This window comes from Nocardia sp. CY15 (assembly GCF_009829295.1).
GTDB lineage: Bacteria > Actinomycetota > Actinomycetes > Mycobacteriales > Mycobacteriaceae > Nocardia > Nocardia sputi.
The window spans coordinates 42,538-56,673 of record NZ_VUOT01000015.1 but is presented as its reverse complement, the minus strand read 5'-3'; the positions used below and the strand labels follow the sequence as shown (position 1 = coordinate 56,673).

Below are 14,136 nucleotides of genomic sequence, written 5' to 3'. Positions count from 1 at the left end.
GCTCGGGCGCTCGCGACGTCCGCAGATCGCGTGAGCGCAGGCCGCGCAGGAGGGAGATCCGCGTGACTGTGCAGCAGACCTCCTTCGACGCCGCGTTCGACGCGGCCGCGTTCGAGCCGTACGGCCCGTTACCCACCGGCACGACCGTGCTGGAGGCCAGCGCGGGCACCGGCAAGACCCACGCCATCGTCGGTCTGGCCGTCCGCTACGTCGCCGAGGCCGGGATCGATGTGTCCCAGCTGCTACTGGTGACGTTCAGCCGGGCCGCGACCCAGGAACTGCGGGAACGCACCCGCGACCGATTCGTCGCCGTCGCCGCCGGGTTGGCCGATCCGGCCGCGGCGCGAGCACACGCCGACGAACTGGTCCGGTATCTCGCGCAGGCAGGCGAAGCCGAGGTCCGGCTGCGGCAGCGGCGGTTGCTGACCGCACTGTCGGATTTCGACGCGGGCACCATCGCCACCACACACAGCTTCTGTCAGCGCATGCTGGACGAGCTCGGGCTCGCGGGCGAACACGACCCCGGCACCCGACTGGTGGAGACCGTCGATGACCTGGTCGGCACGGTTGTCGATGACCTGTACCTGAACCGCTACGCCCGCGCCGAACCGCCGTGCGCGCTGAAAGAGGCTCGCACGCTGGCGCTGGCCGCGGTGCGGGACCGGCACGCGGCCCTCGTGCCCGACGGCGAATCCGGGGCGGGCGAGCGGGTGGCGTTCGCGCAGGCAGTGCGCGCGGAGACCGAGCGCCGCAAACGGCTGGCCGGGTTGCGCGACTTCGACGACCTGCTGGTGCTGCTGCACGACGTGCTCGCAGATCCCGAGCACGGCCCGCTCGCGTGCCGCCGTATCCGCGCGCGCTACCGGGTCGCCCTGGTCGACGAGTTCCAGGACACCGACCCGCTGCAATGGGACATCCTGCGCAGGTCGTTCCACGGACACACCACCTTGGTGCTGGTCGGCGATCCCAAACAGGCGATCTACGCCTTCCGCGGCGCGGAAGTGCTCAGCTATCTGGACGCGGTCGCGCACGCCGACACCCGGAAAGAGCTCACCACGAACTGGCGCAGCGACGCGGGACTCCTGGCCGCGCTGGACCACCTGCACGGGGGCGCGGCGCTGGGGCACGAGGAGATCCGCGTCTATCCGGTCGCCCCGACCAGGCCGTGGTCGCGGCTGTCCGGACCGGCCGAGCTCACCACGCCCATGCGGTTGCGGTGCCTGCCGCGCACCGGCGCGGGGCCGCTGAACAAGTCCGGTTTCCCGGCGGTCGGCCGCATGCGGGCCAAGGTCGCCGACGATCTCGCCGCCGACATCGTCCGCCTGCTGGAATCCGGCGTGCTGCTGGACGCGAAGGCCGAACCCGCTCTCGCCGAAGCGGATTCGGTCTCGGACCGGGCCGTGGAGGCGGCACGCAGGCCGGTCGGGCCCGGTGACATCGCGGTGCTGGTGCGCACCCGCTCGCAGATCGACGTCGTGCGCGCCGCGCTGGATCGCGTCGGCGTCGCCTCCGTGCTCGCCGGCGGGGTCAGCGTCTTCGCGACCGCCAGCGCCACCGACTGGCTGTGGGTGCTGCGCGCGCTGGAACAGCCGCACCGGGCCGACCGGGTGCGGCTGGCCGCGTGCACACCGTTGCTCGGCGTCACCGCCGCCGAGATCGACAGCGGGGGCGCGGATCTGGTCGGGCGGGTCAGCGCCCAATTGCGGGAGGCGGCGCGTCTGTTCGCCCGCGCGGGATTCGCGGCCGTCTTCGAGAAGATCGCTGCCGAAGCGCGCCTGGCGCAGCGACTGCTCGCCGTGGAGAACGGGGAGCGGCAGCTCACCGACCTGCGGCACATCGCGCAGTTGCTCGACCAGGTCGCGCTCACCGAGGGCCTGGGGCTGACCGCGCTGACCCGGTGGCTGGCCGACCGGGTGCGCGATCCCGCCTCCGGCGCCGTCGCCGACCGCAGTCGCAGGCTGGACCGCGACGCCGCCGCCGTGCAGATCGCTACCGTGCACGCCAGCAAGGGACTCGAATTCCCGGTGGTCTACTTGCCCTTCGCGTGGGACAGCGCGAAGAACCCCTATCCGGCGACATTGCTGTTCCACGCCGACGACGGTGCGCGCGTGCTGGACGTCGGCGGTCCGGATGCTCCGGGATACGCCGAACGCAAGGCGCGCAGCGAAGCCGAGGAGGCGGGGGAGGAGCTGCGGCTGCTCTACGTCGCGCTGACCCGGGCCATGTGCCAGATCGTCGCCTGGTGGGCGCCCGCGATCACCACCGCGGCCTCGCCGCTGCACCGAATGGTCTTCGGCCGCGCCGATCGCGGCGCCGTCATCGCCAACCGCGCCCCAGTGCCCGTTGATGCCGTTGCCGCGCAGTCTCTTTCGGCATGGGCACAGGACGCGGCCGTCGCCATCTCCGTAACCGCGGTGGCCGGAAGCGACGACGTCGCGATCCGGTGGGCCCGCACCGAGCCCGCGCAGGGCGAACTGGCCGCCGCACGCTTTCACCGGGTGCTGGACCAGCAGTGGCGGCGCACGTCGTACTCGGCGCTGACCGCCTCCGCCCACGGTCCGGTGGTGCCGGCGTCCGACAGCGAACCGGAGGACCCCCGGGGACCGGGCGACGAGCCCGCCGGCACCTCCCTGGTGGGCGCGGGGGAGCCGGAGCTGACCGGCGCGGCCTCGCTGATGAACACGCTGCCCTACGGCGCTGAGTTCGGCACGCTGGTGCACGGCGTCCTGGAGCGGATAGACACCGGCTGCGCGGATCTGGCAGCCGAGGTGCACGACCGGTGCCGCGAGGCGGTGGGCGAGCTCATGGCCGAGATTGACCCGGAACTGCTGGCCACCGCGTTGCTCGCGGTGCTGCGTACCCCACTCGACGGCGCCTGCCTGGCCGACGTCGCCCCTCGGGACCGCCTCACCGAGCTCGAGTTCGAATTGCCGTTGGCGGGCGGGGACCGGGTCGGCGCCACCACGGCGACGCTGCGGCGCATCGCCGATCTGCTGCGCGACCACCTTCCGGCCGACGACGACCTGAGCACGTACGCCGACCATTTGGCGGCGCTGGAGGACATCCCGCTGCGCGGCTACCTCACCGGCAGCATCGACGCCGTGCTGCGCGTGTCCGGCGGCGCGGCCCCGCGGTTCGTCGTCGTCGACTACAAGACCAACCGGTTGGGCGCCGGTGACCTCACCGTCGCGCATTACACCCGCGATCGCATGGCCGCCGAGATGCTGCGCTCCCACTATCCGCTGCAGGCCCTGCTGTATTCGGTTGCCCTGCACCGCTACCTGCGCTGGCGGCTGCCCGGCTACGACCCCGTCCGGCACCTCGGCGGTGTTCGGTACCTGTTCGTGCGCGGCATGATCGGACCGCGGACACCCGACGGCTGCGGCGTCTTCGACTGGTACCCGCCTGCCGATCTGGTCGTCGCGCTGTCGGCGCTGCTGGCGGGGGAGGCGCCGCAGTGACCTCGATCCAGGTGGCGCAGCGGGGGACCGGTCTGCTGCGCACGTTCAACGAGGCCGGTGTGCTGTCGGCGGCCGACGTGCACGTGGCGCTGCGGCTGGGCCGGCTGGGCCGGGAATCGTCGGAGCCGGTGCTGTTCGCCGCGGCGCTGGCCGTGCGAGCGGTGCGTTCCGGCTCGGTGTGCCTGGAACTGCACCGGATGCGGGAAATCGGTGTCGACGCCGACGAAACCTGGGACGCGGGCATCGATCCGGCGACGCTGCCGTGGCCGGACATCCCGGCGGTGGTCGCCGCGCTGCGGGCGAGCCCGCTGGTGCGCGGCGGACCGGCGGGGCCGTTGCGGCCGCTTCGCCTGGTCGAGTCCCGAGGACCGGACGATTCCGGCCCGCTGCTCTACCTCGACCGGTACTACCGGCAGGAGCAGACGATCCGGCGCGTGCTCACCGAGCGCTCCGCCCACCACCCGGTGGTCGACCCGCGCATCGTGCGGCGCGAACTGGACCGGCTGTTCGACGCGCCGGTCGGCACGGCGCCGGATCGCCAGCGGCTGGCCGCCGCGCTCGCCGCGACGCACTGGACCACGGTGGTCGCGGGCGGGCCGGGCACCGGCAAGACCCACACGATCGCGCGGATCATCGCCTTGCTGTCCGCGCATCGGGAGGCCGAGCCGAAGCTGCCCGCGCTGCGCATCGCGCTGGCCGCTCCCACCGGGAAGGCGGCCGCGCGATTGCAGGAAGCCGTGCGCGAACAAGCCGTTTCGCTCGGACTGCCCGAACTCACCGCCGCCACCCTGCACCGGTTGCTCGGCTGGCAGCGTGGTCGCAGCACCCGGTTCAAGCATCACGAGTTCAACCGGCTGCCCTATGACGTGATCGTGGTCGACGAGACCTCGATGGTCTCCTTGACCATGATGAGCAGGCTGCTGGCCGCGCTGCGGCCGGACACCCGCCTGGTCCTGGTCGGCGACCCGGACCAGCTCGCCTCGGTCGACGCGGGCGCGGTGCTCGCCGACCTGGTCGCCGGACCGGTCGCCGCTACCCCGAACCCCGTCCTGGACGACATCCTCGGCCCGGAAACGACCGCCGATCACGCGGAGGCGCTGACCGCGCTGGAGCGCACGCGCTTGCGCGGCGGCATCGTGCGGCTGACCCGGGGCCGCAGATTCGGCGGCCGCATCGCCGACCTGGCCGTGGCGGTGCGGGCGGGGAACGCGGACGCCGCGCTCGAACTGTTGCGCGCGGGCGGCGACGAATTGTCACTGAGCGCGCCCGAGGAGCTGACCGCGGTGCGCGCCGACGTGGTCGCAGCCGCGAGCGCGGTCACCGCCGCAGCGCTCGACGGCGACGCGGCGGGCGCGCTGACCGCCCTGGAATCGCATCGTCTGCTGTGCGCGCACCGGCAGGGGCCGTTCGGCGTCGAGCGCTGGGACCGAATGGCCGCGGAGTGGGCCGCCGCCGGAGGAGCGGGCCCCGACTCCTACCAGGCGCCGTGGTACCCCGGCCAACCGCTGCTGGTCACCGCGAACGATCACGAGGCGCGCATCTACAACGGCGACACCGGGGTCGTCGTGCGTATGCCCGACGGCTCGCTGCGCGCGGCGCTGCAACGCGGCAGCGAACCGTACCTGGTGCACCCCACGCAGTTCCCCGCGGTGGTCACCGTCTTCGCCATGACCATTCATCGCAGCCAGGGCAGTCAGTACGACACCGTTTCCGTCGTCTTGCCCGAGCCCGAATCGACCCTGCTGACCAGGGAATTGCTGTACACCGCGATCACCAGGGCACGCCGCCACGTCCGGATCATCGGAACCGACGAGTCCATCCGCGCGGGTATCGCACGCCGGGTGCTGCGCGCCAGTGGCCTGTCGCGCCGGGAAGAGGAACCGGGAATCGGGTGACCGAATCTCACGTTCGCGACGCCCGCGGCGTCTACCCGGTGTGAGCCTGCCCCCGTTCGAGGAAATAGTGGCCGAGTACGGCCCGATGGTGTTGCGCGTCTGCCGGGCGGTGCTCGGTCCGTCCGACGCGGCCGACGCCTGGTCGGAAACGTTTCTCTCGGCGCTGCGCGCGTTTCCCGGGCTCTGTCCGGACACGAACATCGAGGCATGGCTGGTGACCATCGCGCATCGCCGCGCGATCGACGTCGGCCGGGCGCTGACGCGCGCACCCGTACCTGCCGAGACGCTGCCGGAACGTCCCGCTCCCGCTCCCGGCCCCGCCGATTACGACCCCGACCTCTGGGCCGCCCTGCGGGCGCTGCCGACCAAGCAGCGCCAGGCGGTCGCCTACCACTACCTGGCCGGGCTTCCCCACGCGGAGATCGCCACCTTGCTCGGCAATTCTCCCGACGCCGCCCGCCGCGCCGCCGCGGACGGCCTGAAGACCCTGCGCAAGCTCTACCCGAAGGATGAAGCATGATGGCCACCCTCGATCGCGGCGACCTGAACGGGTTGTCGCGCGCACTGAGCCCCGACACCGACCTGCTGGCCACCCTGCACGCGCGACTGGCCGCCGAGGCCGAGTCCGCCGGACTGCTCGATGTCGCCTACCGGCTCCTCGACACCCCGGTGGGGTCACTGTTGCTGGCCGCGACGCCCGCCGGGCTGGTCCGTGTCGCCTACCCCGCCGAGGACCACGAGGCGGTGCTCGCCACGCTGGCAGCCCGGATCAGCCCCCGAATCCTCGCCGCCCCCGCCCGGCTGGACTCGGCCGCGCGGGAGATCGAGGAGTACTTCACCGGCCGCCGGACGCATTTCGACCTGCCGCTGGACCTGCGGCTGACCGCTGGCTTCCGCCGCCAGGTGATCGAGCATCTGCCCGCCATCGGCTACGGGCAGCGCGCCAGCTACGGCGCGGTGGCCGCCGCCGTCGGCAATCCGCGTGCCGTTCGCGCGGTCGGCTCTGCCTGCGCGCACAACCCGCTGCCGGTAGTGATTCCGTGCCATCGGGTGGTTCGCGGCGACGGGTCCATCGGACAGTACGTCGGCGGCGTCAGCGCGAAGCACACGTTGCTCGATCTGGAGGCGGCGGCATGAGCGAACGAAGGACAACGCACGACAGTCACTGGACGCAGCGTCGTGGGGACGCGGATCCCGCCGCGCGGACATCCGACCGAGCGCAAACCGGTGCTTCCCTGGCCGACCGTGTCGCCGCTCAGCCCTGGCGGGCGCTGCTCGAGAAAGTCGACGCCCACGGCTGCGCGGCGACGGGGCCGACCCGAGCCCGGCCGACGCCGTCGAGTCGAGGCTGGTCCCGCGCCCCGGTTCGCCATGGCGTCAGCCGCGTGCGCGGCGGGCTGCGGCACACGTTGGGCCTCGTGCTGCACGACGCGGAGTAACCGCACGTTGCACTGTCGCCGACAGGCCGCGCAAGCGGATCGTGTACCGCCTCGGTGCCTCCTCTCGAAGGTGGTGTCGACATCGGGTGCGGGGTTCCCGCCATCGGATCGACCTCGCTGTCGACCGGCCGACTTCGTCGTCGGAGGCGGGGAGGGGCCGGGTGACCCCTCGCCACCCGAACCCCGTCCCTCGCGGCGACAAGCATGCATGGATAGGGGTGGCCTTCCGCATCGGTAACCAAAAGATAGCGGTACGAGTTCTACCTATGCGGCGCGCACCGGCGCGGCGAACGCGAGGTTCGGACCGTCGGCGACGGGTTGCCTCGACCGGTCTATCGGCGCGTCCGAGATCGGGTACTGTTCCTGCGCCGGGATCGCGCGAGGGCCGTGCGCACGGCCCTCCGTAGGCAGAAAAGCGACATGAGACCCAGGTTTACGTACAGGTACCGATGTGGCGGATCTACCTACAACTCTTAGCCTTGCCGAGACGTAGCGCCGTTGAGAGAGACACACCGATGGTCAGCATCATTCGAACCGCAGCTCGGCTCGGCAACCACTTCTCGCCTTTCACCCACACTTCTTCTCCCGGACGGACGGCCGAGGCGGCAGCGTTTCCACCGGCCGCATCAACCGTCTACCCTGAGCTCGCGCCGCAGATTCATCTGCCATTGGTCACGCGAATGCTGCTGTACGGCGATGGCGCCACCACGTTGCTTCTCCAGCAGATCGCCGGGTCGAATATCGTAGCCGACGTATTGCCCTCCCGTACCATCGAGGCCGGGGAGCTCCGGATTTTCCGCGAAGTTTTCCGTGATCCCGCCATCGGTACGCTCAGGGTACGGCACACCAGATTGCAAGATTCGGCAGGGAACGTGATCAGCGAAAATCTGATCACTTACCGGGAAGCGGACGAGCCGACGTTGATCCCCCCGGACGGTGTTCCATTCGGCATCCATATCCGTCGGCTCGGCGTATTCGAACGAAGACGCATTTTCGTCACCGGCGTGACGTGCCATCCATTCGGGCTCTTCCCCGCAGCTGCCGCGGCGCGCGTGTACGAAATCGAGTTCTCGACGCACCAGAGTGTGCTCGTGCACGAAGTTTTCAATCCCGCGCTCGTCGACACTCGAAACCCGGATCACCGCAGGTCGACTTCGGTAGTCTTCGCACGTGCGCTCCGGGCTTCGGGTGCGGGCACCGGGCTGCGCAGCATCGGGGTGAATGCTTCGGGTGCGCTTGGAGCGAAGTCCCGCAAATCGCTGCCAGAAAGGTCGAGTAGGACTCCGTGAACGCGGCACGGTGAAACGGAATGCGCTTGCCGGTAGATCTTCGGCAAGCGCACTCGAAACTATTCCGGTCCCATCTGTCCTGGCAGGTGACTTCCGCTCGGATCGAGCCAGCCGGCTACCGCTCTCCAATCATCCGCTGTCATGCGGAGTGTCACCTTTTCGGTCGAGCCGGTACAGGTGATGTGCATGCGGCGACGTTGATCGGCACCCGACAACAGTAATCGTCCGCATCGTGAGCAATTGATCTCGATCACGCTTCAACCATTCATCGGTGAATTCACGTTTTTATCGGCACAATCGGCGACTGTTCTGTGCAGTACGGCGTCGCGACGTCATCCGAGCGCATGTCTGCGCACCGAACCCGCTGCCGAGGGAAATCTGAGACGCCGGTGCCGTACCTCGTCCACCATTCCCGCGTAACCTTGGCGCACCTCGCCCAAGTGGAACCACGCCCGGTGCCGTGCCTCGACATCCTTGGAATGCAGGACCATCCACCATGCCTCGGCATACGCCTCGGCGATGTGGCTCATCACCTCGCCGAGCGAGTGGGTGTGCATACGCGCGCCACTGGAACACCGCAGATTGCGGACGGCCCAGGCGTCCACCGCGACGACGACTCGATCGATTCCCGCGCGCACTTGCTCGCAGTCGAAGCCTTGTCGCCGTGCGGCCCCGACTTGCTGGAAGGGTATGAGCTCGGCATGGAGGTCGCCGAGCTCGCGTGCCCACGCAACGAGGGAGAACCGGCCGGTGAGGTGGCCGGAGATTGCGAGGAACAGCTGCTCGGGCTCCAACAGGGGCGCCGTCACGGTCGACGGCGACAGCCCGTCCGTCTGGTCGACCGTTGATATACATACGTTGGCATACATCGCTCACCTCCTCGGCCATCCAGCCTGGGGCTCTAAGGTGATGTCGCACATCGGTAGGCTTTAAGTGGGCTGCCCCCGACTACCTACGAACTCGGAGGCCGAGGCTTGTCACGGCCCGCCGGTGACCGGCACGGGTCACGGGGAGTTTGCCTGAATGATCGTGGACCGGCAGCGCCGATGTGTGAAGACTACGATTACGTCGCGTGACGATCAGAAGTCGGGATCGCGCCGGTGGCTTGCCAGCAGCCGGCGCGAACTTTGTCGGTCGTGACCGTGAACTGGAGAAGATCAGCCTCCTACTGTTGGAGCCTGCCCGGTTGGTCACCTTGACCGGGCCGGGTGGTATCGGCAAGACCCGATTGGCTGCCGAGGCTGTGCGCCGATTGACCAAAGCCAAAGGCACGCCGGTGTATTGGGTGCGATTGGCGCGGTTGGCCAGAGACTGCGATACGGCGGCCGTCGAAGAGGAGATCGCGCGGTCGGTGGTCGAGGCCGATTTCTCCGGGCGATCGGCCTGGGAGTTGCTCATCGATACCTTCGCCCGCGCCGCCGCTGCCGGACGCAGGCGGCGAATCGCGTTGGTACTGGATAACTGCGAGCATGTACTCGCAGGCGCCGCCGCCGTGGTAGCGAAATTGCTCGATGCCGTGCCCGAGCTGACCATCGTGGCGACCAGCCGTGAACCGATCGGCTGGGTCGACGAATACTTGATCACCGTTCCCTCCCTGGCCCTTCAGCACGCGGTGACCTTGTTCCGGCAGCAGGCCGACCTCACCGGGCATCCCATCGCCGGAAGCGAGCAGAACACGACGGCAGCCGAGATCTGCCGCCGCGTCGACAACCATCCCCTCTACATCCAATTGGCGGCAGCGCGACTGCGTCATCAACCGCTGTCGGTGATTCTGCGCGGGCTCACCGGCCGCGCCGACGACGCACGGTTGCGGTGGTCCCACGGTCCCCGTTTCGGTGCCGACTCGCGACATCGCGGGGTCAGCGACGTCATCGCCTGGTCGTATGAGCTGTGCACCGAGAAAGAACGCCTGCTCTTCGACCGGATGTCGGTGTTCGCTGCGGGCTGGGACACGAATCCCGACGACAACGGCAGCAACCTTTCGATCGATGTGGGTGTAGAGCTGGAAGCCATCGAGGCTGTGTGCAGTGACGACCCCGCCCTGGGCCCCGGCGAACCCGCTCGGCCCGGCGGCAGCGATATGAGGTTGACGGCCGAGGAGATCGGGGACTTGCTCGAGTCGCTTGTCGACCACTCGCTGGTGACGGCGCACATCACGCCGACAACGGTGCGGTATTCCCTGGTGGAAAGCCTTCGCGTGTACGCACAGCAGCGACTGCGCGAACGTTCGAGCCGCGAGATCGACGAGCCCGCCCAGTCGGCCGACCGTCACCTTCGCTATTACCGGGACAAAATCGCCTACGCGGCCGCGAACTGGTTTCGTTCCGACGGTGAGCAGAAGCTGGTGACCTGGGCACGGTCGGCTTGGGCCAACGTGTTGACCGCGATCGAGAACAGCCTGACCACGGGCCAGGCCGGTATCGGTCTGGAGATCTGTCTCGGGCTGATCAACTTGCGCATGCCTTTCATCAGAGGCTCGCTGCGCGGAATGCGCCAATGGACACAACGATGCCTCGACGCCACGCGCACGTCGGCCTCGGATGTCACCGGTCTTCAGATCGACGCCATGGCCGCCATCGCATGGCTTGCCCTGACCCAGGGGGATCACGACAACGCCGAGCGTGTGCTGGAGGAGTGTGTCGCCGCTTGCCTTCCGGACGCGCGGGACAGAGCGAATTGGCGCGACACCTGCGAGAAGGATATCGGCTTGCCCGCCGCCGTCGAATTCACGTGGGGGATGGAACTGCTGTTCGTGCGCCGCGACGCCCGTGCCGTTGCCGTGTTCACCCGCGCCGAAGCCAAACTGAACGATCTAGGCCACCACGGCACCGCGTCGCTGAGCGAGCTGTACGCGGCCATGTCCGCGGGCCTGCTGGGAACCGGGCAGCAGGCCCACGAGATCACGCAGCGTTTTCTCGAGGCGGCGGCTGCTTCGACGACGCGGGTGAGAGCCTGGGCCGAACACGCCCGCGAAATCGCCTTGGCCAAACACGGCGATCCCACCGAAGCGCTGGCGATCGGACGGTCCTCACTGCTGTGCCAGAAACTCGCGGGCGGCGATCAGTGGGCCACCATGTGGGGCGTGGAGTGCCGGACCTGGTCGTTGGCGCGCCTCATCACCGACTTGCTCACCACCGGCGACGAGATCGACCGTGCCGAGCTGGTCGCGCCGGCCACCGAAATAGCTCACCTGGCCGGGGGAGTCAGGACCCTTCGCACCAAGCTGGGCGTTGACATCGACAGAATGGGTCCCTTCGCAGACGAATCCGCCAAGGCCATCGCCGTCGCTCGTCAGGTACTCGGGCCCGACGCATTCGCCGCGGCGCAAGCCCGAGGATCGCGGCTACGTCCCGAACACGACGAGGTGCAGCGCGTCGCTCTGGGCACACTCACCATCGAGGAAACGCCGAGAGAAGACACCCGCGGCGCGGGCGCCACGTCACGCTGGCGGCAACTGACCACCGCCGAGCAGCAGGTCGCTGTGCTGGCGGCGGCCGGGTGGACCAACACCGCGATCGCCGCACGCCGGGGAAGTTCGGTCCGAACCATCGACGCGCAGGTCGCCGCCATCCTGCAGAAACTCGCTCTCGCCACCCGCGAGGACATCATCGAAACGGTTCCCCGCAGCGTCATCGACGAAGTCCGCGTCGAAGCGACCCGCAGGCCGCAGCGAGGCAAAGGCTGAGGGAAGATCCGCACCATGAAAGCGGAAACGCGCTTTGCCCGGTGCCGTAGTGCCCACAGGTCTGGGCTTCGGAGCGATCGCGCGCCGTTCTGCACCGTTGCGTGAGGCCTGAAATACGCGCAGCGGATCTGCAATGATCGCTGCCCGGTTTGGTAATCGCGGCAAAGGTCGCCGAGAAGAATTGGTACGAAGCACAGGATCGCTCGGAAAACTGGCGGGCTGTCCACGCGATGTTATTGACTGCGAATTCGTGGATGTCGCGGCGGCTTCCATTTCCGGCCGAACGACGCCCTCTCCTGAAGCTACGGGCAACAGGATACGCACAATTCTGGGGCCGATGATCGAGGTGGCGATTCGATGACCCGCAAAGAGGCGACGGTGGCGCTCGGATCGTTGGGGGCGTGCCTGATCTCGGTCTTCATGCAGATGATCGATGTGACGATCGTCAACACCGCGCTGCCCGTCGTCACCGCGCAGCTGCGGGCGTCGCGGTCCGCGCAGCTGTGGGTGGTGGCCGGCTACTCGCTCGCGTTCGCCTGCGCGCTGCTCACCGCGGCCCGCGTCGGCGCGATCGTCGGCCGGCGTCGGATGTTCCTGTGGTCGGCGGCGGCTTTCACCGCCGCCTCGGTCTGGTGTGGATTGTCCGACACCGCGACGGAACTGGTGATCGCCCGGATCGTCCAAGGCGTGACAGGGGCGGGAATGGCGGCACAGACCATCGCCATCATCACCGCGAGCTTTCGGCGCGAGCACCATCAGTACGTCTTCGCCGTGTACGGAGCGACAGCCGGTTTCGCCGGAATGCTCGGGCCGATCCTGGGCGGCGGGCTGATCACCCTGAATCCGTTCGGGCTCGGCTGGCACGCGATCTTCCTGATGAACCTACCGCTGGGCGTGGTGGCCATCGCGCTGGCCGCGGCGTACCTGCGGTCGGGCCCGGCGACGGATCGGGACCCGCTGGATCTGCGCGGGGTCGTGGTGGCCACCGCCGCGCTGTTCCTGCTGCTGTTCGCGCTGTCGGACAGCCAACAGGCGGGCTGGCGTCCGCCGCACGGGGTGTACATCGCGGCCGCGGCGGTGCTGAGCGCGGGCTTCGTGGCCCACGAACGTGCGACGCGCCGCCGTGGCGGCCGCGCGCTGGTGCGGCTGGACCTGTTCTCCGATCGGGGGTTCGCGGTCGGATCGGCGCTGGTGACGATCTTCTTCGGTCTGTTCACCGCGTTCGTGTTCACTGTCTCGATCCTGCTGCAGGACGTGCTGCGGTTCTCGGCGTTGCGGACCGGTGTCGCCATGACACCGTTCGCCCTCGGCGCGGGTGCGGGTGCGGTGCTGTCGCCGATATTGGTGGGTCGCTGGGGGATTCGGGCGCTGTCCGCCGGTATCGCCGTCTTCGGCGGTTGCGTCGTGGTGGGGGTGGGATACCTGTACGTGGAATCGGGCGCGGTGAACCTGCCGCTGGTGGCCGGGCCGGTGTTCCTCGCGGGCTTCGGGGTCGGCGTGTTCGGGGTTCCGCTGCAGCCGCTGATGCTGGCGGAGCTGGACGATCGAGCCATGGGCGAGGCGTCGGGCTTGCTGCCCACCATCGAACAGATCGGCAATTCGGTCGGACTGGCGGTGCTCAGCGCGCTGTTCTTCCGCGCGCACACGCTGTCGGGCAGCATGATCATGCTCTCGGCCATCGCCGCCGCGGCCTTCGGCCTGGCCGCACTCACGCTCGCTCTGCCGGCCCGCGCGCGGGCGATCACGAGTCCGTGGAATTGGTCGGCCGCGAATTGACCCACGCAGCGCCCGCAGCGGCATCGGCTCCGGACGCCGTCTTGTTCCTCGCCCCGTGGATCACTAACCGTGGCAGTAGACCCGGGCGAGCACCGTGCTGTCGGGCAGCGCCTCCAAGTAGGCTTCGTTGCCGCCAGGCGGGATCGGGCGTGCGGCGGTGTGCTCGCACGGATCATCGTCGTGGTCGCAGCCCGCGTAGAAGGCGAAGCCGTCCTTGATGCCTTCGATCCACCAGCCGTCGAGAGTCAGCACGTCTGCTGATCGGACCGTGTGCACGGCGACCTCCAGCAACTCTTTCGGGCCGCCTGCGCACTGCCCGAACTCGGTGGGGAGCACGAAGCCGTCGTCCCGGGGCGAGTCGTGTATGAGACGTGGATCGTTCTCGAACCCCGGTCGCACGTAGAATCCGCGACCTTCCCCGCCACCGCGAGTCCGCCACGCGTCCCATACCCCTCGATTCGGAGGGACGTGGTACATCTCGAAGGGCGCGAGCGCCCGAGCGAGTGCGCCCATGGGTTCGTCCACCGCCTCCGGCGACAGACACACCGTCACCCAGATATGCGCCATCACCAGACCTTTCACCATGTCCGC

General features: G+C 69.1%; 10 protein-coding genes. 8 read left to right on the top strand and 2 right to left on the bottom strand.

Going from position 1 to position 14,136, the window contains the following annotated elements:
• Positions 1 to 62 precede the first annotated feature (62 nt).
• The 6 genes from GVY39_RS18115 to GVY39_RS18090 all read left to right on the top strand — a co-directional run bounded on the left by GVY39_RS18115 (position 63) and on the right by GVY39_RS18090 (position 8,084).
• Positions 63 to 3,461 (top strand): UvrD-helicase domain-containing protein, encoded by a 3,399-nt coding sequence (locus GVY39_RS18115; protein ID WP_370523803.1) that lies wholly within the window; start codon positions 63 to 65, stop codon positions 3,459 to 3,461.
• The gene (gene recD, locus GVY39_RS18110; RefSeq protein ID WP_159925992.1) at positions 3,458 to 5,356 is read left to right on the top strand and encodes an exodeoxyribonuclease V subunit alpha; all 1,899 of its coding nucleotides are present in this window, start codon (positions 3,458 to 3,460) and stop codon (positions 5,354 to 5,356) included. Before GVY39_RS18115 ends, recD begins: the two co-directional genes overlap by 4 nt.
• A gap of 46 nt (positions 5,357 to 5,402) precedes the next feature.
• Positions 5,403 to 5,876, top strand: a complete 474-nt coding sequence (locus tag GVY39_RS18105) for an RNA polymerase sigma factor (RefSeq protein WP_159926225.1) — start codon at positions 5,403 to 5,405, stop codon at positions 5,874 to 5,876.
• Entirely contained in the window at positions 5,876 to 6,493 is a 618-nt protein-coding gene (locus tag GVY39_RS18100; RefSeq protein WP_159926223.1) for a methylated-DNA--[protein]-cysteine S-methyltransferase, read from the top strand. The genes GVY39_RS18105 and GVY39_RS18100 overlap by 1 nt, the downstream gene beginning before the upstream one ends.
• Positions 6,490 to 6,795, top strand: a complete 306-nt coding sequence (locus GVY39_RS34990; RefSeq protein ID WP_255466210.1) for a 2OG-Fe(II) oxygenase — start codon at positions 6,490 to 6,492, stop codon at positions 6,793 to 6,795. The genes GVY39_RS18100 and GVY39_RS34990 overlap by 4 nt, the downstream gene beginning before the upstream one ends.
• 515 nt (positions 6,796 to 7,310) lie before the next feature.
• On the top strand, positions 7,311 to 8,084 hold the full coding sequence (locus GVY39_RS18090) for a hypothetical protein (protein ID WP_159925990.1): 774 nt from the start codon (positions 7,311 to 7,313) through the stop codon (positions 8,082 to 8,084).
• A gap of 332 nt (positions 8,085 to 8,416) precedes the next feature.
• Here GVY39_RS18090 and GVY39_RS18085 read toward each other — a convergent pair whose 3' ends face one another.
• Positions 8,417 to 8,953, bottom strand: coding sequence for a hypothetical protein (locus tag GVY39_RS18085; RefSeq protein ID WP_159925988.1), 537 nt, complete (start codon positions 8,951 to 8,953; stop codon positions 8,417 to 8,419).
• A gap of 203 nt (positions 8,954 to 9,156) precedes the next feature.
• Here GVY39_RS18085 and GVY39_RS18080 point away from each other — a divergent pair, with 203 nt between their 5' ends.
• Both GVY39_RS18080 and GVY39_RS18075 read left to right on the top strand, forming a co-directional pair.
• Complete coding sequence (locus tag GVY39_RS18080; RefSeq protein ID WP_159925986.1) at positions 9,157 to 11,769, top strand: AAA family ATPase; 2,613 nt, start codon at positions 9,157 to 9,159, stop codon at positions 11,767 to 11,769.
• 357 nt (positions 11,770 to 12,126) lie between these two features.
• On the top strand, positions 12,127 to 13,545 hold the full coding sequence (locus tag GVY39_RS18075) for an MFS transporter (RefSeq protein WP_159925984.1): 1,419 nt from the start codon (positions 12,127 to 12,129) through the stop codon (positions 13,543 to 13,545).
• A gap of 63 nt (positions 13,546 to 13,608) precedes the next feature.
• On the opposite strand, the gene GVY39_RS18070 is transcribed toward GVY39_RS18075, so the two are convergent.
• Positions 13,609 to 14,130, bottom strand: a complete 522-nt coding sequence (locus GVY39_RS18070) for a hypothetical protein (protein ID WP_159925982.1) — start codon at positions 14,128 to 14,130, stop codon at positions 13,609 to 13,611.
• Positions 14,131 to 14,136: the final 6 nt, after the last annotated feature.